Source organism: Mycolicibacter senuensis (genome assembly GCF_003284925.1).
GTDB lineage: Bacteria > Actinomycetota > Actinomycetes > Mycobacteriales > Mycobacteriaceae > Mycobacterium > Mycobacterium algericum_A.
Map to the genome: position 1 here is coordinate 1 of NZ_QMEX01000053.1, position 26,343 is coordinate 26,343.

The window sequence follows — 26,343 nt, forward strand, 5'->3', positions numbered from 1 at the left end:
CGGTGGGCAGTGCGCCGCCCACCTGCTGGATCACCGTGGTTGTCGGTGCGGTGGTGGCCCAGGTCTGCGGTACCGACAGCCCGCTGAGCGTGGCGGCTTCGCCCATCTCGGCGCTGACCGGGGTCACCGCGCTGGCCAGTGCTAGCTCCGGCAGTAGTTCGTTCTCGATCTCGCCGACGCCGATCAGGTCGATGCCGAAGGAACCGGCCGCGTCGACGCCGAATGTGCCGGCGGAGTCGATGACGAACGTGCCGAACAGGCTCGCCGCCAACGCCGCGTACGACGCCGCCAGACCGGGCTCGATCGCCGCCGCCGACCCGATGGAACTGAGCAGCGACGCATTGGTTCCGGCCGCTGCCGAGCCGGGGGCGGCGAGGCCCTGCAGGGCCTGGGTGACCGCGGCGGCCACGGTGTTGGCCTGGTTTCCGGCCGCGGTCGCGGTCGCCTGCCCGACCGCGCCTGCCTGGCTGCTGGCGCCGGCGGTGTTGGTGGTGGGCGGTGCCTGCGTGAAGGGGGTAAGCCGGGAGGCCGCCGCGGAGGTCGTTGCGTAGCCGTACATCGCGGTGGCGTCCTGGGCCCACATCTGGCCGTAGTGGGCTTCGGTGGCCGCGATCGCGGCGGTGTTCTGGCCCAGATAGTTGGTGGCCAGCAGGGTCATCAGCTGGGCCCGGTTGGCGGTGATCACCGGCGGCGGGACCGTCATGGCGAATGCGGATTCGTAAGCGGCGGCTGCGGTTCTGGCCTGCGACGCGGCGTGTTCGGCTTGTGCAGCGGTGGCGTGCATCCACTGCGCGTACGGCGCCGCGGCGGCGGCCATCGCGGTGGCGCTGGGCCCGGCCCAGCCGCCGGACAGCTCATCGATCATCGAGCCATAGGCCACGCCGGCGGCGTTCAGTTCGGCGGCCAGGGCGCTCCAGGCGGTGGCGGCGGCAAGTAGCGGCCCGGCGCCGGCTCCGGTGTACATCCGGGCCGAGTTGATCTCTGGTGGAAGTGTTGCGAAATCCATTGCTAGCCAGGCCCGTCACTGATAGGCGTCATGATGCCTCCCGAATCGCCGGGGTCGCTGGCGGCCGCCACGCGGACGCAGCATTGACCGAGTAACGGCGACGCTAGATGGTGAACTTGAAGTGAACCTGAAGATGCTGCCGGTCAACGAGAACCGGCGCACGGATGCTCCCCATCCGGGCGCTGCGGTGTTATCAATGGACCATGGCCGATTCGCGGTCCGCCGATCGGCGAGGCGGCATTCCCTCGGCGCGCGGCGCCGAGACCTTCAGCGTGGGGACACCGCGCGTGCTGGTGGTGGAGGATTCCGAGACGATCCGCGAGATGGTCAGCGAGGCGCTGGCCGATGCCGGCTATCTGACCGAAACCCAGCCCGACGGCCGCGGGCTCGAGGAGGTGCTGGACGGCTTCCGGCCGGATCTGGTGGTGCTCGACGTGATGTTGCCGGGCCGCGACGGGTTCGACCTGATGGAGGTGATCCTGCGCTGGGGTGAGGTCGGAGTGGTGCTGCTCACCGCTCGCGACGGACTGCCCGACCGGCTGCGCGGACTCGACAGCGGTGCCGACGACTACGTGGTCAAGCCGTTTGAGCTGGCCGAACTGGTGTCGCGGGTCGGTGCGGTGCTGCGCCGGCGGGGCCGGCTGCCGTCGGCCGTGCAGTTCGGCGATCTGATGGTCGATGTCGACGCCGGGGTGGCCTCCCGCTCGGGGACCCCGTTGGGCTTGACCGCGACGGAGCTGCGGGTGCTGGTCTACCTCGTGGAACAGCGTGGCCGCATCGTCAGCAGCGCACAGATCCTCAATGCGGTGTGGGGGTATGAGGCCTACGACCCCAACCTGGTCCAGGTCCACATCAGCGGGTTGCGACAGAAGCTGGAGACGCACGGGCCGCGGATCCTGCACACCGTGCGCGGGATCGGTTACCGACTGCAGCTGTCGGTCTCATGACCGCCACCCCGTCGTTGCGCCGGCGTTTGACGGTGATGGTGCTGGCGCTGCTGGCGGTGTTGATGCTGACCATGGGGCTGGTGATCAACACCACGCTCACCGCGCTGGAGAATCACAGCCTGCAGGAGCGGCTGGCGTTGGCCACGCAGCGCGCGGATTCCCTCGTCGCACTGGGTGTTTCCCGCGAACAACTGGCCGATCAACTCAACGGCGGCATCATCAGCGCACTCGTCGTCGACGCGGACGGGTCCAGCTACGGTGACCCCGCTATCGAGCCCGATGCGACCACCGGATCGCGAGTGGCGCCCCCGCCGCTGGAGCCCGACGAGACCTCGACGGTACTGGTGCACCCGCTGGCCGACGGCGGGCGGGTGATCCTGGTCGCCGACACCACCGAGGCCGCCGAGACGCTGAGCCGGCTGCGGCGCCTGATGGTCGGCGCCGGCCTGGGAATCCTGTTCATCGCGTCGATCCTGCTGGCCGGGGTGAGCCGGGCCATGCTCGCCCCGCTGGATCGGCTCACAGACCTGGCCCGTGACATCACCACCGGTGACCGCGGACGGCGGCTGCGTCCCGACCGGCCGCGAACCGAACTAGGCCGCGCGGCAAGCGCTTTCGATGACATGCTCGACGAACTGGAGGATTCCGAGAAGCGCGCGCAGCGGGCCGCCGAAGCTGCCCGGCGCGCCGAGGCCGCAGTCCGGCGATTCCTCGCCGACGCCGCCCACGAACTGCGCACCCCGATCGCCGGCATGCAGGCCGCCGCCGAGCAGATCGCCGGCAATGTCGGCCAGGATGTCGGGCCGGACGTCGGGCTGGACACCGTCGAGCCCGAAGTGCTCCGCCAGCACCGCCGCGCCACCCTGCTGCTCACCGAGGCGCGCCGCGCCACCCGGCTGGTCACCGACATGCTCGACCTGAGCTACATCGACGCCGGGCTGCCCCTGGAACTCAAGGACATCGATCTGGTCGGCATCGTCGACACCCAGCTGGACCGGGCGGCGCTGCTGGCGCCGCAACTGAACCTGGGCCGCACCGGTGTGGACACCCTGACCGTACGGGCCGATCCGACCCGGCTGGCCCAGATCCTGTCCAATCTGCTGGACAACTCCCGCCGTTACACCCCGCCGGGCGGGAGCATCACGGTTCATGTGGCGGGTCTCGGCGAGCGCGCTGAGGTAACCGTCGCCGACACCGGGATCGGCGTCCGCAGTGAGGACGCCGAGCGGATCTTCGACCGGTTGGTGCGCCTGGACAGTGCCCGCGGCCGGGATCACGGGGGAGCCGGTCTGGGCCTGCCGATCGCGCGGGCCCTTGCCGACGCACACGGCGGCCGGCTGAGCTGTATCCCGCAGGATGGTGGCGCCTGTTTCCAGCTGGTCTTGCCGCTGCGCGCAGATTCCGGTTGATAGCTGGCAGATTGCGGGCGGATTGGGTACAACGGTGCGATGGAAAGTTGGCCACAGATGTGGAGTCGCTCGCCGATGTTGCAGGAGGCGATGGCTCGGCGGCTGTATCGCAGGTCCGAGGCCACCGGGCGAATCAAGCTGCCGGCGGTTCCGGGCATGCTCGATGAGTATGTCCGGATGTGCGAGACGATGTTCGCAGCGCTGGGTACCCCGCTGGACGCCCAGCAACGGGATCACCTGCAAAAAGTCCTGCAATCAGAGACGGAAGCGGCGTTTGCGGGCTCGCCGCGGTCACACATCATCATCAGCTATGAGGTGCCGGTCGGCAGCGTCCTCAACTACTGGGTCCGTGCCGAATGGCAGTCGATCGAAGCGGGGTACGAGAGCTGGGTCGCCCTTCGCGAACCGCCGTTGTTCGGCACCGAGCCCGATGCCCGCGTCTGGGCGCTGGCCGGCGAGGCCACCGATCCCGCAAGCTGCCGGGTGCTCGACATCGGAGCAGGTACCGGACGCAACAGTCTGGCGCTGGCCCGGCGCGGACACCCGGTGGACGCGGTCGAGATGACGCCGCTGTTCGCCGACGGCATTCGCGCGGACGCGCAGCGCGACGGGCTCGGGGTCCGCGTGATTCAACGCGATGTCTTCACCGCCGGAGACGAACTGGGCAATGACTACCAGCTGATCGTGCTCTCGGAGGTCACGCCGGATTTCCGAAGCACCGGGCAGCTTCGCGACATGTTCGACCTGGCCGCTCGGCGGCTGGCCCCGGGCGGGCGGCTGGTGTTCAACGTGTTCTTGGCCCGGGACGGTTATCTGCCCGACGCGGCCGCCGTTGAACTGAGCCAGCAGTGCTACAACATGTTCTTCACCTGGGACCAGATGCACGATGCGGCAGCTGGGTTGGGCCTGCAGCTGGTCGCCGACGATTCGGTTCACGACTACGAGAAGGCCCATCTGCCCGAGGGTGCCTGGCCACCCACCGGTTGGTACACCGAGTGGACCCGGGGCCAAGACGTGTTCGACGTCGAACCGGACGCCTGCCCTATCGAGATGCGCTGGCTGGTTTATCGCAAGCCTGCCGGGGCCGACGAGGCTACGATGACGCGATGAGCGTCACCTTGACCGCCCGCGACGCGCAACGGCGCGACTTCTGGAGCGCACTGTGCCCCCAGCTGTCGATCGACGGCGACGCCGTGGCGGTACCCGCGGCGGTCGGACCGACCGACCCGCTGCTGGTGACCCTCAAACGCGAGGGCTATATCCGGGTGCCCGGTGCGCTGCCGGAAGCGGTGGTCGCGCCGATGCGCGACGCGGTGTCGACGCTGTTCGGGTTGGGCATTCCGCTGCCGTTCGTGTTCGTCTACGACCAGTTATGGCGGGCGTTCCAAGGGCTTTCGGAGTTCCTGACGGCGGTGCTCGGTGACGGCTATCGGGCGTTGCCCGACTTCTGGGTCTGGCATGTCAAGCCCGACGAGAGCGCGGCGGGCTGGGGTCCACACCGCGACCGGGTGATGCCGACGTTGGATGCCGACAACTCGCCGCACACGCTGACCGTGTGGCTGCCGCTCAGCGACGCCACCCCGCTCAACGGGTGCATGTACTTCCTGCCCGCCCACCTCGATGATCGGTTCCGGCAACGGCGTTGGGACGGCCCCGACAACACCCTGGTCCACAACCTGCAAGACATCCGCGCCGTGCCGGCCACCGCCGGCACCCTGATGGCCTGGAACCAGGCGGTGCTGCACTGGGGTGGGCGGGCCAGCAGCCTGGGTGAAGCCCCGCGGATCAGTGCGGCATTCGAGTTCCAGCGCGCCGACTCGCCGGCGTTCAACTCTCCGTTGCTCGACCCGGGCCGGCTGCCGACGTTCGGTGAACGACTCGGGCTGATCGGCAAGCAGGTGCTGCAGTATCGGCACATGTATCCACTCAGCGATGACGTCGCCGCCATCGCCACGTCATTGGTCGAGCGCTTCATGCCCGGTGTCGCGCCGATGGGGGATTCGCCGTCGGTGGGAACCGCGGTGTCGTTCTGACCGGATGTGCGCTACTGCTGCACATACCCCGGTGGGTTGACGGAGTCCACCCACAGGTCCACGCCCAGGTCGCTGCCGGGCACGCAGTCATACACCGATAGATCGGTGACACCCGATTCGACCAGCACGTCCTCGCACAGCAGCGTGTTCCCGGTGTATTCGGCCGCCGGTTTGGTCAGGACCGCGTAGGCGGCGTCGGCGTAGACCTCGGGGGTGCGGGCCCGGGCCATCGCCTCGTCACCGCCGAGCAGGTTTTGCACCGCGGCGGTGGCGATCAGGGTGCGCGGCCACAGCGTGTTGGATGCGATGCCGTGCGAGCGCAGCTCCTCCGCGATGCCCAGCGCACACAGCGTCATCCCGAATTTCGCCATCATGTAGGCGGTGGGCTTGAGCCACTTCGATTCCAGTCGTATCGGCGGGGACAGCGTGAGGATGTGCGGGTTCTCCCGACCGATCATGTGCGGGATGCAGGCCTGCGACACCGCGTAGGTGCCGCGCACCTGGATGCCGTTCATCAGGTCAAAGCGCTTCAGCGGAACCTCGAGGATGGACCCGAGGTTGATCGCCGAGGCGTTGTTGACGCAGATGTCGATGCCGCCGAACCGCTCGACGGTGGCCGCCACGGCACTGGTCACCGAGTCACCGTCGCGGATGTCGCCGACGATCGGCAGCGCCTGCCCGCCGGCCTCCTCGATCTCGGTGGCCGCGGTGTAGACGGTGCCGGACAACTTCGGGTGGGGTTCGGCGGTCTTGGCGATCAGCGCGATGTTGGCGCCGTCGCGCGCGGCCCGCTTGGCGATCGCCAGGCCGATGCCGCGGCTGGCACCCGAGATGAACATGGTCTTGCCGGAGAGCGGAGCTGGGTTGGCCATGGTGTCACCCTACATACCCCGGCGCCGGGGAGCGGCCCTGCACGGTGGCCTGCTCGGCCATCACATGGATCATCACCGCACCCACCGGCGCATCACCGGTGGCCGCGGGGCAGTCCGGCGAGCCGCACTCGCATGCCATCGTCGCCGACCCGGCGGTCAGCGCCCGCAACGCATCGGCGCGCCGCTGTGCTGTGGTGCGCGGATCGGCTTTGCACACCGTGGTGGCCAGTTCGGTGAGCCGCTGATCGAAGGCCAGCGCATCGGGGGTGCGAACGTCGCCGAAGATCTCTGCCAGGCCGGAATGTTGCGGCGCCACACCGATGTGGCGGGACTTCTCGAAGGCGCGGGCTTCGCGCACCGCAGCCGGCTCCAACACCTGCACCCAGTAGTCGACGGCTTCGGCGATACGGTGGCGCGACCAGCTGCCCCATCGGGGCGCATTGCGCTCCAACCACCGATCCATCCGCGGGATCGCAGCAGGATCGATCATCAAATCGGTGCGATGCACCACCGCGGCGACCACCTGGTAGTCCACCACACCGGCGGCGAACAGCGCTCCGAGTCTGGGCAGCCGCTCGGCCAGGGCCAGACCGATCCGCAACTGTCCCGCGGCGCGCCCGCGGCTGATGCCCTGGGCGGCCGCGATCTCAGCGGCCACCGCGTCCCACCCGTCAAGAGCCCAGATCTCCCGATCCGCCACGTCGCGCTGCGCCAGCCGACGCTGATACAGCTGCGCGCCCGCGGCGAACACCCGCGCCAGCGACGCCGACGCCAGCCGAGCCGCACTCTGCATGACATCGACCAGACCCGCGTCGCCGAGGCCGCCGATGGCGACCAGTGACGGCAACTCTGCGTCGAACATACGTTCGACTATACCCGCGTCGGCCGACACCCGCACTCGCCGGAGATGTCCAGTGACTCAGCCGACGCGATCCGCCGCACGGTCAGCCGGAGGCCGAGATATTGATAAAAACGATGTATTAATGAACGAAATAACAATATTTCAAAATATCAATACTGGTCACTACTGTTGAGAACGTGATCGGGTGTAGCGATGGCGCGCCGGCCGCGGTATTCGAGGCCGTGCGATGAGCGCCGTCGACGTGCACGCCGTGGTGACCGGACGCGATACCGGCCCGGTCGTGGTGCTGTCCAACTCGCTGGGCTCCACCCACCGGATGTGGGACGCCCAGATCGGCGCACTAGAGCAGCGATTTGCGGTGGTGCGCTACGACACGCGTGGTCACGGCGGCTCGCCGGTCCCCGACGGGCCGTACACCACCGACGACCTGGCCGATGACGTGATCGCCCTGCTCGACCGGCTCGGCGTCCAGCGCGCCCACCTGATCGGGCTGTCGCTGGGCGGGATGACCGGAATGCGACTCGCGGCCCGCAACCCCGAGCGCATCGACCGGCTCGTCGTGCTGTGCACTGCGGCGCACCTGCCACCGGAGACGGCATGGCGGGAACGGGCCGAGACGGTCCGCGCACAGGGCGCCGGCGCGGTCGCCGCCGCCGTCGTACAGCGATGGTTCACCCCGGACTACCTTGCCGCGCACCCGGATGTGCGCGCCGCGAGCGAGGCGATGGTCGCGGCGACACCGGCCGAGGGCTACGCCGGTTGCTGTGAGGCGATCGCCGGGCTGGACGTGCGTGGTGACCTGGCGGCCATCACCGCCCCGACGCTGGCCATCGCCGGCGCCGACGACCCGGCCACCCCACCTGCCAAACTCGATGAGATCGCCACCGGTGTCAAAGCCGGTCGGCTGCTGGTCGTTCCGCACGCCGCGCACCTGGCCAACGCCGAGCAACCCGACATCATCACCCCCGCCCTCATCGAACACCTGGAGCAACCATGAGACGCGCCGACGGCGATGCGGAGCGCAGCGACGAGGAGGAGAGGCGCAAATGGCACTGAACAAAGTGGTCGAATCGGCCGCCGCTGCGGTCGCCGACATCCCGGACGGCGCCAGCCTGGCCGTGGGCGGCTTCGGGCTGGCCGGCATCCCGTGGTTTCTCATCGAGGCACTGCTGCAGCAGGGCGCAACCGATCTGACCATCGTGTCCAACAACTGCGGGGTCGACGGCGCCGGGCTGGGCCTGCTGCTCGACGCGCGGCGCATCAGCCGGGTCATCGCCTCCTACGTCGGGGAGAACAAGGAATTCGCCCGCCAATACCTCTCCGGTGAACTGACCGTCGAGCTCACCCCGCAGGGCACCCTGGCCGAACGAATGCGTGCCGGCGGCAGCGGCATCGGCGCCTTCTTCACCCCCACCGGGGTCGGGACCGTCGTCGCCGACGGCGGCCTGCCCTGGCGGTATCACCCCGACGGCAGTATTGCCATCGCCTCGCCGCCCAAGGAGGTCCGCAACTTCCGGGGAACCGACATGGTGCTCGAAGAGGGCATCGTCACCGACTACGCATTGGTGCGCGCGGCGGTCGCCGACCGGGCGGGCAACTGCCGATTCCATGCGGCCGCGCGCAACTTCAACCCGCCGGCAGCGATGTCCGGTCAGATCACCATCGTCGAGGCCGAGCGGGTCGTCGAGGTAGGGGAACTGCACCCCGACGCAGTTCATCTGCCCGGGATTTTCGTCAAGCGGGTCCTGGAACTCACCCCGGAGCAGGCCGCCCGCAAAGACATCGAGAAACGCACCACCCGGCAGCAGGAGACGATCCGATGAGCTGGACCCGCGACCAGATGGCCGCCCGCGCGGCACAGGAACTGCACGACGGTGACTACGTCAACCTCGGCATCGGCCTGCCCACGCTGATTCCCGGCTACCTGCCCGAGGATTCGACCATCACGCTGCACGCGGAGAACGGCATCCTCGGTGTCGGGCCGTTCCCGTACGACGACGAGGTCGACCCGGACCTGATCAACGCCGGCAAGCAGACCGTCACCGTGCTGCCCGGCGCATCGTTCTTCGACTCGGCGACCAGCTTCGCGATGATCCGCGGCGGACACGTCGACACGGCCGTGCTGGGCGCCATGCAGGTCGCCGGCAACGGCGACCTGGCCAACTGGATGGTGCCCGGCGCCATGGTCAAGGGCATGGGCGGCGCGATGGATCTGGTCAGCGGAGTCGAGCGGGTGATCGTGCTCACCGATCACGTCACCAAAACCGGTGCCGCCAAGCTGGTTACGAGCTGCGACCTGCCGCTGACCGGCCGCGGTGTGGTAAGTCGGGTGATCACCGACCTCGGGGTGTTCGATGTGACCGGGGAAGGGTTCGAGGTGGTGGAACTGGCGCCGGGCGTGAGCTACGACGAGGTGGTGGCGGCAACCGGAGCGCCGGTCATCCCTGCGCGCAGCAGCGAGTTGAGCGTGTAGCGGGTCTGCAGGCCGATGTAGTCATCGAGGCTGTACAGCTCGCCGAAGTGCCAATGCTTGAGCGCCCAGCCATGGGCCAGCAGCATGATGTCGAACACCATCAGATCCACATCCACCTCGGCGAATGTTCCCGCGGCGATCCCGGCCTCGATCACGTCCCGCAGCGGTGTCGCACTGGCGATTTCGAGCTCTTTGATCTGGGACCGCCCAGCCGCGTCCAGGGTGCGGCTCTCCCGGTAGGTCAGCACGACGGCGTCGAGGTTCTCATCGACGATCTCGATGTAGCGCCGGATTCCGGCGGTCAACTGTGCGACCGGATCGGTACCGGCCGCCGCGATCACCGGGGCGAGCTGATCGCAGAAGGCATCCTGGATCCGGACGATCGTCGCCAGCAGCAGGTCCTCCTTGCCGCCGAAATACTTGTAGATCAGCCCGACGCTGACATTGGCCTCGGCCGCCAGATCCTGCATCGACATCTGGTGAAAGCCGGTCTGCTGCATGACTTTGACCGCGGCGTCCAGGATCTGCCGGCGCCGGGAATCGGTGCGGGCCGCCCGCACCGCCTCCTCGACGGGCAGCTGACCATAGTCGACGGCCATCAGATGCCCAGATCCTTGGCGATGATCGTCTTCATGATCTCGGTCGTGCCGCCGTAGATGGTCTGGATGCGGGCGTCGACGAACGCTCGCGCCACCGGGTATTCCCGCATGTAGCCGTAGCCGCCGAACAACTGCAGGCACCGGTCGGCGGTACGGACCTGCAGGTCGGTGGTCCACCACTTCAGCTTGGCGGCCCGCGCCGCGGTCAGCTCGCCGTCCAGGTGTGCCGCGATGCAGTCGTCGAGGAAGGTGCGGGCCACATCGAGTTCGGTGGCGATCTCGGCGAGCACGAACTGGGTGTTCTGGAAGCTCGCGATGGGGGAGCCGAACGCCTGGCGTGCCTTGACGTAGTCGAGGGTCTCGGCCAGCACGCCCTCGGCGGCGGCGACCGCACCCACCCCCAGCGACAGCCGCTCCTGGGGCAGGTTGCGCACCAGCTGATAGAAGCCCTGGCCTTCCTCGCCGAGCAGGTTGGCGGCCGGCACCCGCATGTCGGTGAAGGACAGCTCGGAGGTGTCCTGGGCGTGCAGTCCGATCTTCTCCAGGTTGCGCCCGCGGTGAAAGCCCGGGGTGTCGCCGGAGACCACCAGCAGTGACAGTCCCCGGTGTCGGTCTTCGCCGGTGCGCACCGCGACCACGAACAGATCACCGGTCTGGCCGTTGGAGATGAAGGTCTTCGCGCCGTTGACGACGTAGTCGTCGCCGTCCCGGCGGGCGGTGGTGCGGATACCGGCCAAGTCGCTGCCGGTGCCGGGTTCGGTCATCGCGATACCCAGCACGGTCTCGCCGGTCACCACCCCGGGCAGCCAACGGCGCTGCTGTTCGGGTGTGGCCAGATCGGTCAGATACGGCAGTACCACGTCGTTCTGCAATGAGAAGGCGACGGCCTCGGAGGCGGCTCCGGCCCGCTGCAGCTCCTCGATGACGATTGCGTGGTAGCGGTAGTCGTGTACGCCGGGCCCGCCGAGTTCTTCGGGGACCGGAAAGCCCAGCAGTCCAAGCTTGCCGGCCTCGGTGAACAGCGAGCGGTCCCACGCGCTGGCACGCTCCCAGTCCTCGTGGGCCGGGACGACGGTCCGTTGCACGAAGTCGGCAACCATCTCGCGGAACTGTTGATGCTCGGGGGTGTAAGTCAGACCCATCGCAGTTGCCCCTATTGAACGCAGAGTCAGTTGAATGCGGCAAGGCCGGTGAAGGCTTTGCCCAGGATCAGTTGGTGCATCTCCGGGGTGCCCTCGTAGGTGAGCACCGATTCCAGGTTGACCATGTGCCGGATCACCGGGTATTCCAGCGATATCCCGTTGCCGCCGAGGATGGTTCGTGCGGTGCGGCAGATTTTGATCGCCTCCCGGGTGTTGTTGAGCTTGCCGAAGCTGACCTGTTCGGGCCGCAGTCCGACGCCGTCTTTGAGCCGGCCCAACTGCAGCGAGAGCAGCTGACCCTTGTGCAGCTCCACGGCCATGTCGACGAGTTTTGCCTGGGTGAGCTGGAAGCCGGCGATCGGTTTGCCGAACTGGGTGCGCGCCATGGCGTAGTCACGGGCGGACTGCCAGGCGGAGCGGGCCGCACCCATTGCGCCCCAAACGATCCCGTAACGCGCCTCGGACAGGCATTCCAGCGGCCCTTTGACGCCGCGCGCCTGCGGCAACATCGCCTCGGCCGGCAGCCGCACGTCATCGAGCACCAGTTCGCTGGTGATCGAGGCCCGCAGCGACAGCTTGTGGTGAATGGTGTTCGCCGTGAACCCGGGTGTGTCGGTGGGCACGATGAAGCCGCGGATGCCGTCGTCGGTGGCAGCCCACACCACCGCGACGTCGGCAATGGACCCGTTGGTGATCCACATCTTGCGGCCATTGAGAACCCAGTCGGAGCCGTCGCGTCTGGCGCGGGTCTTCATGGCGGCCGGATCAGAGCCGACATCGGGCTCGATCAGCCCGAAGCAGCCGATCAGGTCCCCGGCGGCCATGCCCGGCAGCCACCGCTGTTTCTGCTCTTCGGAACCGTTGTGGTGGATGGCGAACATCGCCAGCGACCCCTGCACGCTCACCAGCGAGCGGATACCGGAGTCGGCGGCCTCGAGTTCGACGCAGGCCAGCCCGTAATGCACGGCCGAAGCGCCACCACAGCCGTAACCGTGCAGGTGCATCCCGAGCAGGCCGAGCTTGCCGAATTCCCGGGCCAGCTCGCGGGCGGGCAGATCCCCGATCTCGAACCACTCGGCGACGTGCGGCAGCACGTGCTCGGCGCAGAACTTCGCGACCGTGTCGCGCACCGCGATCTCGTCGTCGGACAGCAACGAATCCAGGCTCAGGGGGTCGAGCGCGTCGAAAGCGGGGGTGGTCATGGGTGCGTCCTTACTGTGGGGGTGGGCTGGTTGAATTCTTCCCCATCAGCCGGCCATGGTGAGGCCGCCGCTGACGCTGATCACCTGTCCGGTGATGAACGACGCGGCGTCCGAGGCGAAGAACAGCACCGGCGCGGCTACCTCCTCGGGCCGTGCCAGTCGCCGGAACGGGATCGCTTTGACCAGCGCCTCTTTCAGTTTCTCCGGCTGGGCGGCGAACAGCGGGGTGTCGGTGGGGCCGGGACAGACGCAATTGACGGTGATGTGATGGCGCGCCATCTCCCGGGCCAGCGATTTGGTCAGCGCGATGACACCGCCCTTGGCCCCGGCGTAGATCGTCTCGCCGGCGCTGCCGACCCGGCCGGCGTCGCTGGCCAGGTTCACGATCCGCCCGCCGCCGCCGGCTTCGATCAGCCCGGGCAGGAATGCACTGCACACGTGCACCGGGCCAAGATAGTTGATCGCCACCACCTTCTCGGCGAATTCGGGGGTGGCGTTGAGGAACTGGTCGGTTCGATCCCAGCCGGCGGCGTTGACCACGACGGTGGGCACACCGACCTCGGCGTGGGTGCGGTCACGCAGTTCGTCCACCCGGGCGCGGTCGGCGACGTCGACCGGCAGGGCAGTGATGAGGCCCGGGTGCTCTCCGGCGGTGGCCGCGGCCGCCGCCTGGTCGAGGTCGGCGGCGATCACCCGGTCACCTTGGGCGGCGAACGCCAGGGCGATGGCCTTGCCGATGCCCGATCCGGCGCCGGTCACCAGTGCGATCGTTGTGGTCATTCGGGTGCTCCTGTTCTCGACGTCAGGCGGTGACGAACTGGCCGAAGTCGGCGGGGCGCTTCTCGGCGAACGCCGCGGCGCCCTCTTTGCCCTCGTCGGTGTGCACGAAGATCTCCAGCGCGGACATCGCCATGTTGCTCAAGCCCGCCTGGTGGTCGGTGTCGGCGTTGAAGGACTGCTTGAGGAAGCGCAGCGCGGTGGGGCTCTTCTCGGCGATCTCGGTGGCCACCGCCTTGGCCTCGTCCAGGAGTCGCTCGCCCGGGACCACCCAGTTCACCAGACCCCAGCGTTCGGCGGTGGCGGCGTCGTACTGCCGGCACAGGTACCAGATCTCGCGCGCCCGCTTCTCTCCGACGACCCGGGCTAGAAACGCCGACCCGAAGCCGGCGTCGAACGACCCGACCCGGGGGCCGGCCTGGCCGAATTTGGCGTGTGCCGATGCGATCGAGAGGTCACAGAGCACGTGCAGCACGTGGCCGCCGCCGATCGCGACGCCGTTGACCGCGGCGATCACCGGCTTGGGCACGTCGCGGATCAGCTTGTGCAGGTAGCCGATCTCAAACATGCCGCTCTCGGTGGGGCCGTAGTCACCGGTCTCGGCGCGCTGCTTGACGTCACCTCCGGTGCAGAACGCCTTGTCGCCCGCGCCGGTGAGGATAATTGCCGCGACCCGGGTGTCGGCCCATGCGGCCCGGAAAGCCTTGATCATCTCCTCGACGGTCTGGCCGCGGAAGGCGTTGTAGCGGTGCGGCCGGTTGATGGTGATGACGGCGGCGGGCCCGTCGATCTCGTAGGTGATGTCTTCGTAGGCGGTCATGGCATCTCCGGGTGTCGGGGGCGGCGCCTCGGTAATGAGATCGCGTTCAATAGAAATGAATAATGATTCATTAGCTGTGAATTTAGGTTCGCTCGCCGGTGATGTCAAGGGGTGACGGGGTTAGAAGGCGTACTCGCAGGAGCTGCAGCGGTCCGGCAAGTGGCCGCACATCTGGCGGATTGTCGGGGAGTACTCCAACATCTCGATCTTTGATGTCGCCTCGAACGACGAGCTGCACGAACTGCTTTCGGGCCTACCGTTGTCGGCTACATGGACATCCGGGTGACGCCGCTGGCGACCCATCCCAGCGACGTGGCGGCGGCCGACCGCTGACCGAGGCGGCTGCCGGTCGAGGTCGATGCTTCCGGCGTCCCCGGCGCGCTTACGACGTAAACTAACGGTCGGTGCGCGACGTGGCTCCCCGACGATCGGCGCCACAGTCGTTGCCGAGTGAAATGGGTGGTCTGAGTGGATGCCGACGATCGCGGTGCGCAGCGGCCGGGGGACGCTGCGGGAGGCGACGTCGTCGATGGGATCCGGCCGCTGCCGCAGTTGAGCCGTGACGCGATTCTGGAGACGGCCATCGACTTCATCGATCGTCAGGGCCTGTCGAAGCTGACCATGCGCCGGCTGGGGACGGCCTGCGGAGTCGAGGCGATGGCGCTCTATCGCTATGTCCACAGTCGCGGCGACCTGCTGACCGGCGTCGTCGACCACATCGTCGACCGGCTCTACGCCGACCAGCTCGCCGCTCGGCGACAAGAGGACGGCTGGCAGGACTATCTGGTGCGGCTCGCACACGGCGTGCGCCGGATCGCCCTCGACCACCCGGAGGTTTTCCCGCTGGTGGCCACCCAGGCCCCGGAGGCTCCGTGGGTTCGCCCGCCGCTGCGCAGCCTGCGCTGGATGGAAAGCTTCCTCGACACGCTGATCTCCTACGGGTTCGACGACGGCGCCGCCGTGGCCGCCTACCGCTCCTACACCACGTTCCTGATCGGACACCTGCTGTTGGAGGTGTCTGCGCGCGGCGCGGAGCTGCACCCTGACGAGGCCATCCTCGAGGAGGGCGAGCGTCCCGCGCGCGACCTGACGAGCTACCCGAACCTGCAGCGGCTGCAGCCGATGTTGTCCGAAGATCACAGCGGCATCGAGTTCGAAGAGGCGCTGGAAGCCATGCTCGACCGGCTCGAACTGCTGCACTCGCGGGCCTGAGGCGCCCGCTCCCCAGTTACACCGGTTTACGTTGTAAACATCGTGGGTATGTTGCGTGGCGCAATGTCGGTACGAGTGCGGGAGGGGTTTCACCATGGGACTGGCGGACAAGGCGAAGAACGCAGCGGAGGATGTCGCGGGCAAGGCCAAGGAGGCGGTCGGCAACGTCACCGGCAGTGACGAGCTCAGGAACGAGGGCAAAGCCGACCAGGGCAAGTCCAGCCTGAAGAAGGCCGGCGAGAACATCAAGGACGCCTTCAAGGATTGAGCCAGTGAGAATGCGCGCCCCGCCCGACGGTGAATCCGGGCGGGGCGCGTCTCATGGTGGCGGCAGCGGCCTCGTGGTGGCGGCAGAAAGCAGGGGAGCGGGGATGACGGCGGTGCGACGATTGCTCTGGCCAGTGGTGCTGCTGGTCTTGCTCGCGGGCGCGGTTGTGCTGCTGGCGCCGGTGTCGGTCGCCGATGGTGACGGCGGCTCGATCGGCTGCGGCAATGCCGTCGCCGCGGATTTCTCCGCCGCGCTGGACGCCAACGCCGAAAGCGTGGCCACCGCTGTGATCGCCGGCCAGGTCGGCCCGCACACCAACTACGTGGCCGGATGCCGGTCTTCGGTGGCGACCCGCCGCGCCTGGGCCCTGGCGCTGGTGTTCATCGGTGCGATCGGCGCCGCGGTCGGGTTTACAACGTAAACAAACTGGCGTAACTTCATCCGCATGCTGTTCGGTTTACGCCGTAAACTCGGTCGCTGTTCGGCATGGCTCGGCTCGCTGGCCACGTCGGCGAACAACGGGGCCGGTGCGATCGCCACCGACACCGGTCTTCGGGTTCGGCTCGGCGAGGCGTTGACCTCCGTGGCGGCCCGTCCGGACTTGGAACTTCGTGTCGTCCTGGAGCGCAGCGGTCCAGCGCTGGTGGTCACCGCCAGTGGCAGCGTCGACGCCTCCAACGTGGAGGTCTGGCGGCGACTGGTCAACGAGGCCGCCGCCGTCACGCAAGGCCCTGGGCCGCTGGTCATTGACAGCAGCGGGCTCGAGTTCATGGGCGTCTGCGCGTTTGCCGTGCTGGTCGAGGAATCGGCCCGTTGTCGCCGACGCGGTGTCAGCCTCCGGTTGGTGAGCGGTCAACCCCTCGTGGCCCGGGTCGTGAACGCAGCGGGGCTGCACTGCGAGTTGGCGTTCTGCGCGACCATCGACGAGGCGCTCGGCGACACACCGCGGGAAGACCCGGGACCGGTCCGCGGATCCAGCGCCTAGCGCCGGGCCGGGTGGCCCGGGTTGGCGCGCGACTCACCGGGGGAGGATACGGCCGGAAATAGCGCCGTGACCGACGCTGTTGACCAAGGCAACGTCCGGTCACTGCGCATGGATATCGGTCACAGTCCTAGGATCGGGAAGGAGTCCGGGGTGTCAATGGCGATCGGTCTGCTGGAAATCGAGCCATCGGCTGGGCCGGTTGTGGGCACCGCGACAGAAGGGACTGCAGCGATCGAGATGGCTGACGGCGAAAGTGCGACCGAAACCGAGACGACGGCTCCCGTTCGTTCCGACGAGACCGACGAGCAGCTGACGGCGCGCTTCGAACGTGACGCGATCCCGATGCTCGATCAGCTCTACGGCGGTGCGCTGCGGATGACACGCAACCCGGCCGACGCGGAGGATCTGTTGCAAGAGACGATGGTCAAGGCCTACGCCGGGTTCCGGTCCTTCAGGGACGGCACCAACCTCAAAGCCTGGCTGTACCGCATCCTGACCAACACCTACATCAACGGCTACCGCAAGAAGCAGCGCCAGCCGGCCGAGTACCCGACCGACGAGATCACCGACTGGCAACTGGCGGCGACCGCTGAGCACTCGTCGACGGGCCTGCGCTCGGCTGAGGTCGAGGCCTTGGAGTCGCTGCCGGACACCGAGATCAAGGACGCGCTGCAGCAGCTCCCCGAAGAATTCCGGATGGCGGTGTACTACGCCGACGTCGAAGGGTTCCCCTACAAGGAGATCGCCGAGATCATGGATACGCCGATCGGCACGGTGATGTCGCGGCTGCACCGCGGCAGGCGCCAGTTGCGCAGTCTGTTGGCCGACGTCGCACGCGACCGGGGGTTCGTCCGTGGCGGCCAGTCGGAGGAGGTGTCGTCGTGACCGAGCAAACCAGCGGATGCACCACGCCGGGACCCGACGGGCCGGCTGCCGACTGCTCCGAGGTCATCGCCGAGGTATGGACGTTGCTCGACGGCGAATGCACCGCCGAGACCAGGGCGAAGCTACGCCGACACCTCGAGGAATGCCCGGGCTGCCTGCGGCATTACGGGGTCGAGGAACGGATCAAGGCGCTGATCGCCCGTAAATGCAGTGGCGATCGGGCGCCGCGGCAACTCTACGAACGGGTCCGGCTGGAGATCAGCCGCACCACGATCATCCACCGCGAGGGCTGAGGGAGGGGCCGCGCCCGGCGGGACGGCGTTTTAAGCGTTGGGGCGCTTGCCGTGGTTGGCCTTGCTGTGCTTGCGATCGCGCTTCTTGCGGCCACGCTTTGCCATGATCCACCCTCCTAGCAGGTATTCCGGCTGGAAAGTCTCTCATACGACCGGATGTGACGCGGTGGCGGGGCTTGCACCCCGCCACCGCATCGGACCGTCGGGCGCCCAACCGTGCCGGCGCCTCAGTGGAAGGTCCGCGCCCCCGCCAGGGTTTGCGGCACGGGTGCCACCGGCGCCGGCGGCGTTTCGAGTGCGGGCGCGCCGGGCATGGTGGCACCGGGCGGGGTCAGCGAACTGACGTCGCTGGGCATGATCGAGCCGACCCCGGGCACCACGCGGTTCAACATGCCGTTGAGCGCCTGCAGGAAGGAGTTGGCGGCGTTTACGCCTGCCGACGAGCCTCCCACCGCCGGCCCGGGCAGCGCCGGGGCGCCGATCGGGGCCGGAATCGGCATCGGGTCATCGACCAGCGCCGGGGCGGCTTTGGCCGAAGCGACGCCGAATCCGAGCGTGGCCAGCGTCATCGCGCCGGCGCAGATCAGTGGCAAGCGGATCCGGGGGTTGGAAAATCGGTTCACAATCAACGCGCTACTCCTCAAGTTCGACTTCGACTGTTGGCCGCGTCACGGCGAATACGTCACGCGTTCGAAACACTCGAGTAACGGTGCTATGCAAATGTCACAGGAGAAACACGACACGATCACGGATCGAACTCTCTAGGTCCTCTTAGTTGTCTTGGAGTTCGCTTACCCGTGCGCCCCGCGCAGGCCAGGCCGGGGGTTGTGGTTCCATAAGACGAGGATTTCGGGGACCAGGGGATCGTTGACTGGATGATGAACGAGGTGAAGATGGCCGAGGACGTTCGCGCGGAGATCGTGGCCAGCGTGCTCGAAGTCGTGGTCCACGAGGGCGAACAGATCAACGAGGGCGACACCGTGGTGTTGCTGGAGTCGATGAAGATGGAGATCCCGGTGCTGGCCGAGACCGGGGGCACCGTCAGCAAGGTCGCCGTGAAGGTCGGCGACGTCATCCAGGCCGGCGATCTCATCGCCGTGATCGGCTGATCGCAGCGTTCCACGGCGCGTCGTGACCGATGTCCACCCTCGGTGACCTGCTAGCCGAACACACCGTCTTGCCGGGCAATGCGGTGGATCACCTGCACGCCGTGGTCGGGGAGTGGCAACTGCTGGCGGACCTGTCGTTCGCCGACTACTTGATGTGGGTGCGCCGCGACGCCGACGCCGGCGGCGCGCTGGTGTGTGTGGCGCAATGCCGGCCCAACACCGCTCCCACGGTGCTGCTCAGCGACGCCGTCGGCACCGTGGCCGCCGCGGACTGGATGCCATTAGTGGCCGGGGCATTCGAGTCAGGCGCGATTGCCCGGGAAAGCATTGCGGGCCAACGCAATACGGAAGCCGTTCCGGTTCGGTACGACGACCGGGTGGTGGCGGTGCTGACCCACCAGACCGCGTTGCGGGCCGGGCGCGAATTCAGCCGGTTGGAGGCGGCCTACCTCGACTGCGCGGCTGATCTGGTGCACATGCTCTCCGAGGGCACCTTCCCCAACGTCGGTGACATCGCGGTGTCGCGCTCCAGCCCGCGCGTCGGTGACGGGTTCATCCGCCTCGGGGTTGACGGCACCGTCAGCTACGCCAGCCCGAACGCGGTGTCGGCCTATCACCGGATGGGCCTGGCCGCCGAGCTGGCCGGACACGACCTGGTGGCCGTCACTCGGCCGCTGATCTCGGACACCTTCGAGGCGGACGAGCTCGCCGAGCACATTGCCGACTCTCTCACCGGCGGATCGAGCATGCGGTTCGAGGTCGACGCGGCCGGCGCGGTGGTGCTGCTGCGAACCCTGCCGTTGATCGTGCACGGCCGGCCGGCGGGGGCCGCCGTGCTGGTTCGCGACGTCACCGAGGTCAAGCGCCGGGACCGTGCACTGTTGTCCAAGGACGCCACGATTCGCGAGATACATCACCGGGTGAAGAACAACCTGCAGACCGTGGCCGCGCTGCTGCGGCTGCAGGCGCGCCGCACAACCAGCAGCGAGGGGCGCGAGGCGCTGCTGGAATCGGTGCGGCGGGTGTCGTCGATCGCGGTGGTGCACGAGGCGCTGTCGATGTCGGTCGACGAGGTGGTGAACCTCGACGAGGTGATCGACCGGATCCTGCCGATGATGAACGACGTCGCCAGTGTCGAGATCCCAATCCATGTCGCCCGGACCGGAACCTTCGGGGCTCTCGATGCCGACCGGGCGACCGCGCTGACCATGGTGATCACCGAACTGGTGCAGAACGCCATCGAGCACGCCTTCGACGCCGACGCCGATCGACACGATGTGACGATCCGGGCCGAACGGTCGGCGCGCTGGCTGGACGTGGTGGTGCACGACGACGGCCACGGCCTGCCGGCCGGGTTCAGCCTGGAGACCGCCGACCGGCTCGGCCTGCAGATCGTCAACACCCTGGTCTCGGCGGAGCTCAACGGTTCCCTGACCGCACGCGACGCTCCGGGGGGCGGGACCGAGATGGTGCTCCGGATTCCGGTCGGAAGCCGGCGAACCCGCCAGGCGCTGTGAGGCGCCGGGCGCGCCCGGCGCAAAACGACGCGGCCCCGACCAGGTCGGAGCCGCGTCGAAGTTGTCTGCTTGGGTCAGACCCCGCTGCGCGCCCGCGTCCGGGCGTTGCGGCGCTTGAGCGCCCGCCGCTCGTCCTCGCTCATGCCGCCCCACACGCCGGCGTCCTGGCCGGTCTCAAGCGCCCAGGTAAGGCACTCGGTGACCACCGGACACCGGGCGCAGACCTGCTTCGCGGAAGCGATCTGAGCGAGCGCCGGCCCGCTGTTTCCCACCGGGAAGAACAGCTCCGGGTCCTCGTCGCGACAGACCGCCTTGTGGCGCCAATCCATAGGTCTCCAACTCCTCACTCTGAGCGCAGCACGGCGCGCAACGTTTGCTTTTCGACTGTTATAAGCGGCGGCAAGAAATGATTACGGCTTGCTTCCGATCGCTCGATCGTTTCACAGCCTGGACAGATGTCAAGAGTTTGCGTTATCACGTGGCCAACATCACGCTTGCAAGGGGCTGCTGACTGTCGGGTCGCGGCCGTGTACTACAGTGGGGTCAACTGTGTGCTCATCAACTGATGAAACTACTATCTGCGCAGGTCAGCAGTTCTTTTTGGCGGCGGCGCGATGACGTTGAGGGCGTCAGGAACCGCGCGGAACGTCATCTCACTTCGCAATCCGAGGTATTCGCCGTCGATCTGAGTGGCGATCGGTGTGTCGCCGGCATCGACGCGCAGCGCGGTCACATCGTCGTCGCGGATGAGTTGTTTGGCGCGCAGCTTCGGCCGCTTCGACAGCATCTGGCGGACCAGCCGCAGGGTGGGCAGCACCTTCATGCTGGTGGTCGCGAACACCCCCATCCCGCCCTCGAACGTGGTGTCCGGATTGGTCCACACACACCGCTCGTCGGCGTAGGTCCACGGAGCGCAGTTCGAGATGAAGACCAGGTGCACACCGGCGACCGGCGCAGCCCCGTCCAGTTGCAGCGTCAATGTCGGCGCGCGGCGGGTGGTGGCCAGCACGGCGGGCACCGCGGCGCGGACATAGCGCAGTGCGGTGACGGCGTGGCCCTTCTCACGTTCGGCTTCGACGGCGGCCACCACCTCGCCGTCGACACCCATACCGGCGTTGAGCACCGACCACCGCTCGCCGCAGTCGATCAGTCCGATCCGACGCCAGCTCGGTTGGCCGCCGGGGCCCTTGAGCAATCCGATCAGCTGGTTGGTGGCGACGGTCGGGTCGGCGGCGATCCCCAGCGAGCGGGCGAAGACGTTCGCCGAGCCGCCGGGCACCACTGCCACCGCGGGCAGGTGTTTCGGCGGCGCCGAACCGGGCGCCCCGAGTAGTCCGTTGACGACGCCGTGCACGGTGCCGTCGCCGCCGTGCGCGATGACCAGGTCGATCCCGTCGCGGGCAGCGGCCTGGCTGATCTCGATGGCGTGACCGCGGTAATCGGTGTGCACCACGCTCAGCTCAAGCCGGCTCTTGAGAGCGTGGGCCAACAGGTCACGGCCCGCCGGAGTCGTCGAGGTGGCATTGGGATTGACGATCAACACGGCACGCACGGGATATCAGTCTATGGGCAGCCGGGAAGTGCGACCGGGTGGCTAGGCTGGCGACGTGAATGCCGTCGCCGAACCACCCCGCGCCGTGCTCGCTGCGGGCCTGATCGTTGCGGTGCAGGGCGTGGCCTCGCTGGTGGTCGCGGTGGTGCTGGTGTGGCGGGCGGTGACCGGTGCCGATCAGCGGATGGCCAGCGGTTACGGCACCGCGGCGTGGTTCGCGCTGATGGGTGCCGCGGTGCTGGCCGCCGGCTGGGCGTTGCTGCGGGGCCGGCGGATCGGACGCGGCGTTGCGGTGTTCGCCAACCTGTCGCTGCTTCCGGTGGCCTGGTACATGGGGGTCGGCTCGCACCGGTGGGCCTACGGCGCGGTCGTCGGCATCGCCGCGGCGGCGGTGCTGGTGGCGCTGTTCAGCCCCGGGGCGCTGCGCTGGGCGGCGCAACGCCCAGCGCCGACAGGATAGTGCTGAACTTCGCCACGGTTTCGGCCAGTTCGTCATCGGGATCCGATCCGGCGACGATCCCGCCACCGGCGTGGGCCAGTGCGGATCGCCGGTCGGCGGACAGTTGCGCACAGCGGATCGACACCACCCACCGGCCGTCGCCGTTCGCGTCGCACCAGCCGGCCGCGCCGGCGTAGAAGCCGCGGTCGCCCTCCAGGTCCGCGATGAGATCGATCGCGGCCGCCGTCGGAACCCCGCCGACCGCCGCCGTGGGATGCAATGCCAACGCCAAATCCAGTGCAGTGGTGGCGGTATCGCGGAGCCGGCCGGTGATCGGGGTGTTCAGGTGCCAGACCGCGGCGGTGCCGGTCAGCTGTGGCTCCGGTGCGATGTCGAGTTCGCTGCACAGCGGCCCGAGTGCGGTACGCAACTGGTCGACGACCAGTTGATGCTCATGGCGGTTCTTGCCGGATTCGGCCAACGCGGCCCCGTTGGCGGCGTCGACGGCCGGGTCGGGCGAGCGCGGGGCCGAGCCCGCGAACGGCCGGCAGGTGATCCGGTCACCGTCGCGGGCCACCAGCAACTCCGGGCTGGCACCGACCAGGACAGCCCCGGCAAATGTGCCCCCGGCGGCGCTCAGGTCTACCAGATAGCCGTAGCCGCTCGGATCGGCGGCGGCCAACCGGCGCAGCACCGTGCCCGGGTGCAACGGCGCGTCGGCGGCCAGCCGCAGGCTGCGGGCCAACACCACTTTGTGCAGCACGCCGTCTGCTGCGTTCAACTCACGTAAGGCCCGGCGGATCCGGTCGCGGTGCTCGTCGGGCTTGGGCAGCTCCGCGGCGATACGCACCGCCGGCAGGGTCGTCACCGGCCCGGCCGGCAGCGCTTTTTCGCGGCGCACCCGGCCCGGCACGAACAGCGCGGTGGCGGCATCCGGCTGAAACGGCAACGCGCCCACCACGATCGGCGCCTGGCCGGTGGCCAGCGCGGTCCGCGCGGCGCCGACATCGCAGTAGCCGGCGGCCATCCCGTCGGCCACCAGCGTCCCGGCGGGCCCGGACAGCACGAACGTCGGTGCCGTCAAAGCCCCGCGGCCTTCGGCCCGGTCAGCCCGAGGGCGGTGAGCTGGCGCACCCCGTGCTCGAATCCGCACACCGCGAGCGACGCCGCGGGCATGCCGAACCGCGCACCGTCGGCCAACGGCAGCTCGAGCCAGCGGGTGATCACCGCCCGGGAGAAGTGGCCGTGTCCGACGAACACCACATCGCGGGAGACCAGCAGTCGCAATGCCGCCGCGACCGCCCGGTCGGCGCGATCGCTGACCTGTGCCACCGACTCGCCTCCCGCGCTGCCGTGCGTCCAGACCAGCCAGTCCGATTCCGATTCCCTGATCTGCGCGGTGGTCAGCCCCTCATAGCGGCCATAGTCCCATTCGGCGAGGTCGTCGGAGACTTCGTCGACGTGCAGCCCGGCGAGTTCGGCGGTCAGTTGGGCGCGGCGGCGCGGGCTGCAGACCACGAACGGGTTGTCCAACCGCAGTCTCGCCAGCGTTGCGCGGGCGGCGACCGCTTCGCGCCGGCCGGTCTCGGTCAGCTCCAATTCGGTGCGCCCGGTGTGCCGTCCACTTTTCGACCACTCGGTTTCGCCGTGGCGCAGCAGCAGCAGTCGGTGCTCCTCAATGCCCACGTCCGTCGATTCTGCCCGACGACGGACACCGACCAGCGTTTGGTGCTGCGGGGCCGCAAGCCGTGCCAGTATGGCCTGTGTGACGGGCATGCGAATCTTGGCGGTTGCCAACCAGAAGGGCGGCGTGGCCAAGACCACGACGGTGGCGTCGCTGGGCGCGGCGATGACAGAACTGGGCCGACGGGTGCTGCTGGTCGATCTCGATCCGCAGGGCTGCCTGACCTTCTCCCTGGGACACGATCCCGACAAGCTGCCGGTGTCGGTGCATGAGGTGCTGCTCGGTGAGGTGGAGCCCAACACGGCGCTGGTATCGACCGACGAGGGTATGACGTTGCTTCCGGCCAACATCGACCTGGCCGGCGCCGAGGCGATGCTGTTGATGCGGGCCGGCCGCGAGTACGCCCTGCAGCGGGCGCTGGCCAAGCTGGACGGCGAGTTCGACGTGGCCGTCATCGACTGCCCGCCGTCGCTGGGGGTGCTCACCCTCAACGGGCTCACCGCGGCCGGCGAGGTGATCGTGCCGTTGCAGTGCGAGACCCTGGCCCACCGCGGTGTCGGCCAGTTCCTGCGCACCGTCGCCGACGTCCAGCAGATCACCAACCCGAAACTGCGTCTGCTCGGTGCGTTGCCCACGTTGTACGACTCGCGCACCACCCACAGCCGCGACGTGCTGCTCGACATCGCCGACCGGTACGGGCTGGCGGTCCTGGGCCCGCCGATCCCGCGCACCGTGCGTTTCGCCGAGGCCAGCGCGTCGGGCGCATCGGTTATCGCGGCCCGCAAGAACAAAGGGGCCCAGGCTTACCGGGAGCTGGCCGAAGCGCTGCTCAAGTACTGGCAAAACGGCAAGGCACTGCCCACCTTCACCCCGGAGATCTAGCGCATTGTCGCGCGAGGGTGCGCGTCCCCGGTCGACACGCCGAGTGAATTCCCGGATTTGCGCACGCTCGCACCTCGCCGACACCGACATCAGCCCAGCGCGACCACCGTGTCGCCGCGCTGCTCCAGCACCGTCGGGCCCGACACCGCCGGGAACACCGCCGTCACGCCGGCGGGGCGGCTGACCGGGATGACACGTTCAGCGGCGCCGGTGCGCTGGTTGAAGACGCCGACGCCACCGGTCACCGGGATCAGCAGACGGTCGGCCATCATCGCCGCCGGTCCCAACGGAACCGCGGCCCCCGCCGCCGGGATGGTGTAGCGATACGTGAGGGTTCCCGAGTCGAAAACCATCACCGCGTCGCCGATCCACCAGCAGACCAACCCGGTGGGTCGCGACACCTGCAGCGCGGCGCTGGCGGGGCTGGGCTTGGCCGGCAGCATCGTCTTGGCGATCGTGGTGCCGGTCTGGTCGACCACTTCCACCCGCGGCTGCGGGGTGGGCAGATAGACAGCGGTGTTGACGCCGGAGTCGGAGTCGGTCACCGTGAGTACCCGGGCGCCGGAATCGGCGGCCACGCCTGGCAGCGGGACATGCTGGGTCTCCGGTTCGTCTTCTTCCTTGCCGGCGCGCAACAGCGTCAACTGCAGGTCATCCTGCCCGGGGCAGGCCTCGAGCACCGAGACCGCCGACGAGGCCGCCGCCGCCGACACCAGGGTGCAGCCCTGGCCGCGGCCGCGTGCCGTCGGCTTCACCCGGGCGTCGATCTCACCGTAGGACAGCACCCGGACCATGTCCGAGCGCCACAGTTCCAGCCGGGTGCTGCCGGCCGAGAGCACCGAGCTTCCCTCGGAGGTGACGTTCACGCTCCGGTCGGCGTAACTGGTCCGGGCCGGTCCTCGTCGGCCGGTCGCGGCGACGACCGTGCTGACCTGGCCGCAGCCGCGGGAGTCGGGATACACCGCGACGGCGTAGCGGTAGATCCAGGACACGCCGCACAGGTCGACGTCGCGGGCATAGCTCCAGCGTTCTTCGCCGGTCGCCGGGTCGCGCCCGGTCAGCTGCGGCCCCTCGCCGGTGATCACCGTCCCGGAGACGATCACCGGAGCGCGGGTGGCCGGGCTGGCCGCCGTCCACAGTTGGTTCAGGGCAGCCGGCACCATGGCGGCCGGCTGCGGAGTGGTCGCTTCATCCAGCGCAGGCCGGCTGACGGTCGCCCGGGCGTCACTGGTCCACCAGATGATGACGCCGGCGACGACGACCACGACCGCGATCACCACTGCGGCCAGCACGTCGCCGGCGGTGCGGCGCTCCGGTCGCACCATCTCAACGGGTCCGGTTCAGTTGCCGTTCACCGCGGCGGCGGTCTTGCTCG

Annotated in this window: 32 protein-coding genes and 1 pseudogene; 18 read left to right on the forward strand and 15 right to left on the reverse strand. The window is 68.5% G+C overall.

Annotated features, from left to right (window positions below):
• On the reverse strand, positions 1 to 1,006 hold a 1,006-nt coding region (locus DQP56_RS13400), incomplete at its 3' end, for a PPE family protein (RefSeq protein ID WP_133258930.1).
• A 203-nt stretch (positions 1,007 to 1,209) separates the two neighbouring features.
• On the opposite strand from DQP56_RS13400, the gene DQP56_RS13405 reads away from it, so the two are divergent.
• From DQP56_RS13405 to DQP56_RS13420, 4 genes are read left to right on the forward strand one after another with little or no spacing between them, the layout of a single operon-like run.
• A complete protein-coding gene (locus DQP56_RS13405) occupies positions 1,210 to 1,953 on the forward strand; it encodes a response regulator transcription factor (protein ID WP_234825651.1) in 744 nt (247 codons plus the stop codon).
• Positions 1,950 to 3,362, forward strand: a complete 1,413-nt coding sequence (locus tag DQP56_RS13410) for a sensor histidine kinase (protein ID WP_112686163.1) — start codon at positions 1,950 to 1,952, stop codon at positions 3,360 to 3,362. The genes DQP56_RS13405 and DQP56_RS13410 overlap by 4 nt, the downstream gene beginning before the upstream one ends.
• A 39-nt stretch (positions 3,363 to 3,401) precedes the next feature.
• Positions 3,402 to 4,472 (forward strand): class I SAM-dependent methyltransferase, encoded by a 1,071-nt coding sequence (locus tag DQP56_RS13415; protein WP_165825018.1) that lies wholly within the window; start codon positions 3,402 to 3,404, stop codon positions 4,470 to 4,472.
• Entirely contained in the window at positions 4,469 to 5,395 is a 927-nt protein-coding gene (locus tag DQP56_RS13420) for a phytanoyl-CoA dioxygenase family protein (protein WP_112686167.1), read from the forward strand. The genes DQP56_RS13415 and DQP56_RS13420 overlap by 4 nt, the downstream gene beginning before the upstream one ends.
• An 11-nt stretch (positions 5,396 to 5,406) precedes the next feature.
• On the opposite strand, the gene DQP56_RS13425 is transcribed toward DQP56_RS13420, so the two are convergent.
• Together DQP56_RS13425 and DQP56_RS13430 are read right to left on the reverse strand one after the other, a co-directional pair.
• Positions 5,407 to 6,267: an SDR family oxidoreductase gene (locus DQP56_RS13425; RefSeq protein ID WP_112686169.1), complete on the reverse strand. Its 861-nt coding sequence runs from the start codon at positions 6,265 to 6,267 to the stop codon at positions 5,407 to 5,409.
• Positions 6,268 to 6,271: 4 nt separating this feature from the next.
• Complete coding sequence (locus DQP56_RS13430) at positions 6,272 to 7,129, reverse strand: DUF222 domain-containing protein (protein WP_234825652.1); 858 nt, start codon at positions 7,127 to 7,129, stop codon at positions 6,272 to 6,274.
• 226 nt (positions 7,130 to 7,355) lie between these two features.
• On the opposite strand from DQP56_RS13430, the gene pcaD reads away from it, so the two are divergent.
• Genes pcaD through DQP56_RS13445 form a run of 3 tightly spaced genes read left to right on the forward strand, consistent with a single transcriptional unit; the run spans position 7,356 to position 9,602 of the window.
• Positions 7,356 to 8,126, forward strand: coding sequence for a 3-oxoadipate enol-lactonase (gene pcaD / locus DQP56_RS13435; protein ID WP_112686171.1), 771 nt, complete (start codon positions 7,356 to 7,358; stop codon positions 8,124 to 8,126).
• Between the two features lie 49 nt (positions 8,127 to 8,175).
• Positions 8,176 to 8,952 (forward strand): CoA transferase subunit A, encoded by a 777-nt coding sequence (locus DQP56_RS13440; RefSeq protein WP_112686173.1) that lies wholly within the window; start codon positions 8,176 to 8,178, stop codon positions 8,950 to 8,952.
• Entirely contained in the window at positions 8,949 to 9,602 is a 654-nt protein-coding gene (locus DQP56_RS13445) for a CoA transferase subunit B (protein ID WP_112686175.1), read from the forward strand. Before DQP56_RS13440 ends, DQP56_RS13445 begins: the two co-directional genes overlap by 4 nt.
• Here DQP56_RS13445 and DQP56_RS13450 read toward each other — a convergent pair.
• Genes DQP56_RS13450 through DQP56_RS13470 form a run of 5 tightly spaced genes read right to left on the reverse strand, consistent with a single transcriptional unit; the run spans position 9,533 to position 14,142 of the window.
• Positions 9,533 to 10,201 carry a TetR/AcrR family transcriptional regulator gene (locus DQP56_RS13450; RefSeq protein WP_112686177.1) on the reverse strand — a complete coding sequence of 223 codons (669 nt, stop codon included), beginning with the start codon at positions 10,199 to 10,201 and terminating at the stop codon, positions 9,533 to 9,535. The genes DQP56_RS13445 and DQP56_RS13450 overlap by 70 nt on opposite strands.
• On the reverse strand, positions 10,201 to 11,343 hold the full coding sequence (locus DQP56_RS13455; protein WP_112686179.1) for an acyl-CoA dehydrogenase family protein: 1,143 nt from the start codon (positions 11,341 to 11,343) through the stop codon (positions 10,201 to 10,203). The genes DQP56_RS13450 and DQP56_RS13455 overlap by 1 nt, the downstream gene beginning before the upstream one ends.
• 26 nt (positions 11,344 to 11,369) lie before the next feature.
• Complete coding sequence (locus tag DQP56_RS13460) at positions 11,370 to 12,545, reverse strand: acyl-CoA dehydrogenase family protein (protein WP_112686181.1); 1,176 nt, start codon at positions 12,543 to 12,545, stop codon at positions 11,370 to 11,372.
• Positions 12,546 to 12,590: 45 nt separating this feature from the next.
• Positions 12,591 to 13,325 carry an SDR family NAD(P)-dependent oxidoreductase gene (locus DQP56_RS13465; RefSeq protein ID WP_112686183.1) on the reverse strand — a complete coding sequence of 245 codons (735 nt, stop codon included), beginning with the start codon at positions 13,323 to 13,325 and terminating at the stop codon, positions 12,591 to 12,593.
• Between the two features lie 22 nt (positions 13,326 to 13,347).
• Entirely contained in the window at positions 13,348 to 14,142 is a 795-nt protein-coding gene (locus DQP56_RS13470) for an enoyl-CoA hydratase-related protein (protein WP_112686185.1), read from the reverse strand.
• A gap of 124 nt (positions 14,143 to 14,266) precedes the next feature.
• On the opposite strand from DQP56_RS13470, the pseudogene DQP56_RS13475 reads away from it, so the two are divergent.
• The 7 genes and pseudogenes from DQP56_RS13475 to rsrA form a co-directional block, all read left to right on the forward strand.
• Positions 14,267 to 14,475 (forward strand): annotated as a pseudogene (locus tag DQP56_RS13475) (muconolactone Delta-isomerase family protein); the annotation flags it as partial.
• 135 nt (positions 14,476 to 14,610) lie between these two features.
• Positions 14,611 to 15,354, forward strand: coding sequence for a TetR/AcrR family transcriptional regulator (locus tag DQP56_RS13480; protein WP_165825019.1), 744 nt, complete (start codon positions 14,611 to 14,613; stop codon positions 15,352 to 15,354).
• A 94-nt stretch (positions 15,355 to 15,448) separates the two neighbouring features.
• A complete protein-coding gene (locus DQP56_RS13485) occupies positions 15,449 to 15,622 on the forward strand; it encodes a CsbD family protein (protein WP_112686187.1) in 174 nt (57 codons plus the stop codon).
• Positions 15,623 to 15,725: 103 nt separating this feature from the next.
• Positions 15,726 to 16,043 (forward strand): aminopeptidase, encoded by a 318-nt coding sequence (locus tag DQP56_RS13490; protein ID WP_112686189.1) that lies wholly within the window; start codon positions 15,726 to 15,728, stop codon positions 16,041 to 16,043.
• A gap of 24 nt (positions 16,044 to 16,067) precedes the next feature.
• The gene (locus tag DQP56_RS13495) at positions 16,068 to 16,607 is read left to right on the forward strand and encodes an anti-sigma factor antagonist (protein WP_234825653.1); all 540 of its coding nucleotides are present in this window, start codon (positions 16,068 to 16,070) and stop codon (positions 16,605 to 16,607) included.
• Between the two features lie 237 nt (positions 16,608 to 16,844).
• A complete protein-coding gene (locus tag DQP56_RS13500) occupies positions 16,845 to 17,492 on the forward strand; it encodes a sigma-70 family RNA polymerase sigma factor (RefSeq protein ID WP_165825020.1) in 648 nt (215 codons plus the stop codon).
• A complete protein-coding gene (rsrA, locus tag DQP56_RS13505; RefSeq protein WP_013829865.1) occupies positions 17,489 to 17,785 on the forward strand; it encodes a mycothiol system anti-sigma-R factor in 297 nt (98 codons plus the stop codon). The genes DQP56_RS13500 and rsrA overlap by 4 nt, the downstream gene beginning before the upstream one ends.
• Positions 17,786 to 17,815: 30 nt before the next feature.
• Here the strand turns inward: rsrA and DQP56_RS25815 are convergent, their stop codons facing one another.
• Positions 17,816 to 17,890, reverse strand: coding sequence for a 50S ribosomal protein bL37 (locus DQP56_RS25815; RefSeq protein ID WP_011728008.1), 75 nt, complete (start codon positions 17,888 to 17,890; stop codon positions 17,816 to 17,818).
• A gap of 122 nt (positions 17,891 to 18,012) precedes the next feature.
• Entirely contained in the window at positions 18,013 to 18,408 is a 396-nt protein-coding gene (locus tag DQP56_RS13515; RefSeq protein WP_112686191.1) for a hypothetical protein, read from the reverse strand.
• A gap of 270 nt (positions 18,409 to 18,678) precedes the next feature.
• On the opposite strand from DQP56_RS13515, the gene DQP56_RS13520 reads away from it, so the two are divergent.
• Entirely contained in the window at positions 18,679 to 18,894 is a 216-nt protein-coding gene (locus tag DQP56_RS13520; protein WP_112686211.1) for a biotin/lipoyl-binding carrier protein, read from the forward strand.
• A gap of 29 nt (positions 18,895 to 18,923) precedes the next feature.
• A complete protein-coding gene (gene pdtaS / locus DQP56_RS13525) occupies positions 18,924 to 20,411 on the forward strand; it encodes a two-component system sensor histidine kinase PdtaS (RefSeq protein WP_112686193.1) in 1,488 nt (495 codons plus the stop codon).
• Between the two features lie 74 nt (positions 20,412 to 20,485).
• Here the strand turns inward: pdtaS and DQP56_RS13530 are convergent, their stop codons facing one another.
• Complete coding sequence (locus DQP56_RS13530) at positions 20,486 to 20,740, reverse strand: WhiB family transcriptional regulator (protein ID WP_019737187.1); 255 nt, start codon at positions 20,738 to 20,740, stop codon at positions 20,486 to 20,488.
• A 245-nt stretch (positions 20,741 to 20,985) separates the two neighbouring features.
• A complete protein-coding gene (locus tag DQP56_RS13535) occupies positions 20,986 to 21,963 on the reverse strand; it encodes a diacylglycerol/lipid kinase family protein (RefSeq protein WP_112686195.1) in 978 nt (325 codons plus the stop codon).
• Positions 21,964 to 22,018: 55 nt separating this feature from the next.
• On the opposite strand from DQP56_RS13535, the gene DQP56_RS13540 reads away from it, so the two are divergent.
• Complete coding sequence (locus DQP56_RS13540; protein ID WP_112686197.1) at positions 22,019 to 22,423, forward strand: hypothetical protein; 405 nt, start codon at positions 22,019 to 22,021, stop codon at positions 22,421 to 22,423.
• Here the strand turns inward: DQP56_RS13540 and DQP56_RS13545 are convergent.
• Both DQP56_RS13545 and DQP56_RS13550 read right to left on the reverse strand, forming a co-directional pair.
• Positions 22,371 to 23,429: an isochorismate synthase gene (locus tag DQP56_RS13545; protein WP_112686213.1), complete on the reverse strand. Its 1,059-nt coding sequence runs from the start codon at positions 23,427 to 23,429 to the stop codon at positions 22,371 to 22,373. The genes DQP56_RS13540 and DQP56_RS13545 overlap by 53 nt on opposite strands.
• Positions 23,430 to 23,482: 53 nt before the next feature.
• Entirely contained in the window at positions 23,483 to 24,088 is a 606-nt protein-coding gene (locus tag DQP56_RS13550; protein ID WP_112686199.1) for an acid phosphatase, read from the reverse strand.
• Between the two features lie 88 nt (positions 24,089 to 24,176).
• On the opposite strand from DQP56_RS13550, the gene DQP56_RS13555 reads away from it, so the two are divergent.
• Entirely contained in the window at positions 24,177 to 24,968 is a 792-nt protein-coding gene (locus tag DQP56_RS13555) for a ParA family protein (protein WP_112686215.1), read from the forward strand.
• Positions 24,969 to 25,057: 89 nt separating this feature from the next.
• Here DQP56_RS13555 and DQP56_RS13560 read toward each other — a convergent pair whose 3' ends face one another.
• Positions 25,058 to 26,293, reverse strand: coding sequence for an Rv3212 family protein (locus tag DQP56_RS13560; RefSeq protein WP_112686201.1), 1,236 nt, complete (start codon positions 26,291 to 26,293; stop codon positions 25,058 to 25,060).
• Between the last annotated feature and the right edge of the window lie 50 nt (positions 26,294 to 26,343).

What these genes read in the sequence shown, in the direction of transcription:
- DQP56_RS13485 (WP_112686187.1), top strand. Translation starts at nt 15,449, where the DNA reads ATGGGACTGGCGGACAAGGCGAAGAACGCAGCGGAGGATGTCGCGGGC.
- DQP56_RS13465 (WP_112686183.1), bottom strand. Translation starts at nt 13,325, where the DNA reads ATGACCACAACGATCGCACTGGTGACCGGCGCCGGATCGGGCATCGGC.
- DQP56_RS13420 (WP_112686167.1), top strand. Translation starts at nt 4,469, where the DNA reads ATGAGCGTCACCTTGACCGCCCGCGACGCGCAACGGCGCGACTTCTGG.
- DQP56_RS13470 (WP_112686185.1), bottom strand. Translation starts at nt 14,142, where the DNA reads ATGACCGCCTACGAAGACATCACCTACGAGATCGACGGGCCCGCCGCC.
- DQP56_RS13455 (WP_112686179.1), bottom strand. Translation starts at nt 11,343, where the DNA reads ATGGGTCTGACTTACACCCCCGAGCATCAACAGTTCCGCGAGATGGTT.
- DQP56_RS13405 (WP_234825651.1), top strand. Translation starts at nt 1,210, where the DNA reads ATGGCCGATTCGCGGTCCGCCGATCGGCGAGGCGGCATTCCCTCGGCG.
- DQP56_RS13520 (WP_112686211.1), top strand. Translation starts at nt 18,679, where the DNA reads ATGGCCGAGGACGTTCGCGCGGAGATCGTGGCCAGCGTGCTCGAAGTC.
- DQP56_RS13490 (WP_112686189.1), top strand. Translation starts at nt 15,726, where the DNA reads ATGACGGCGGTGCGACGATTGCTCTGGCCAGTGGTGCTGCTGGTCTTG.
- DQP56_RS13410 (WP_112686163.1), top strand. Translation starts at nt 1,950, where the DNA reads ATGACCGCCACCCCGTCGTTGCGCCGGCGTTTGACGGTGATGGTGCTG.
- DQP56_RS13440 (WP_112686173.1), top strand. Translation starts at nt 8,176, where the DNA reads ATGGCACTGAACAAAGTGGTCGAATCGGCCGCCGCTGCGGTCGCCGAC.
- DQP56_RS13450 (WP_112686177.1), bottom strand. Translation starts at nt 10,201, where the DNA reads ATGGCCGTCGACTATGGTCAGCTGCCCGTCGAGGAGGCGGTGCGGGCG.
- DQP56_RS13415 (WP_165825018.1), top strand. Translation starts at nt 3,402, where the DNA reads ATGGAAAGTTGGCCACAGATGTGGAGTCGCTCGCCGATGTTGCAGGAG.
- pdtaS (WP_112686193.1), top strand. Translation starts at nt 18,924, where the DNA reads ATGTCCACCCTCGGTGACCTGCTAGCCGAACACACCGTCTTGCCGGGC.
- pcaD (WP_112686171.1), top strand. Translation starts at nt 7,356, where the DNA reads ATGAGCGCCGTCGACGTGCACGCCGTGGTGACCGGACGCGATACCGGC.
- DQP56_RS13555 (WP_112686215.1), top strand. Translation starts at nt 24,177, where the DNA reads ATGCGAATCTTGGCGGTTGCCAACCAGAAGGGCGGCGTGGCCAAGACC.
- DQP56_RS13425 (WP_112686169.1), bottom strand. Translation starts at nt 6,267, where the DNA reads ATGGCCAACCCAGCTCCGCTCTCCGGCAAGACCATGTTCATCTCGGGT.
- DQP56_RS13460 (WP_112686181.1), bottom strand. Translation starts at nt 12,545, where the DNA reads ATGACCACCCCCGCTTTCGACGCGCTCGACCCCCTGAGCCTGGATTCG.
- DQP56_RS13430 (WP_234825652.1), bottom strand. Translation starts at nt 7,129, where the DNA reads ATGTTCGACGCAGAGTTGCCGTCACTGGTCGCCATCGGCGGCCTCGGC.
- DQP56_RS13530 (WP_019737187.1), bottom strand. Translation starts at nt 20,740, where the DNA reads ATGGATTGGCGCCACAAGGCGGTCTGTCGCGACGAGGACCCGGAGCTG.
- DQP56_RS13560 (WP_112686201.1), bottom strand. Translation starts at nt 26,293, where the DNA reads ATGGTGCGACCGGAGCGCCGCACCGCCGGCGACGTGCTGGCCGCAGTG.
- DQP56_RS13500 (WP_165825020.1), top strand. Translation starts at nt 16,845, where the DNA reads ATGGCTGACGGCGAAAGTGCGACCGAAACCGAGACGACGGCTCCCGTT.
- DQP56_RS13545 (WP_112686213.1), bottom strand. Translation starts at nt 23,429, where the DNA reads ATGGCCGCCGGCTACTGCGATGTCGGCGCCGCGCGGACCGCGCTGGCC.
- DQP56_RS13445 (WP_112686175.1), top strand. Translation starts at nt 8,949, where the DNA reads ATGAGCTGGACCCGCGACCAGATGGCCGCCCGCGCGGCACAGGAACTG.
- DQP56_RS13495 (WP_234825653.1), top strand. Translation starts at nt 16,068, where the DNA reads ATGCTGTTCGGTTTACGCCGTAAACTCGGTCGCTGTTCGGCATGGCTC.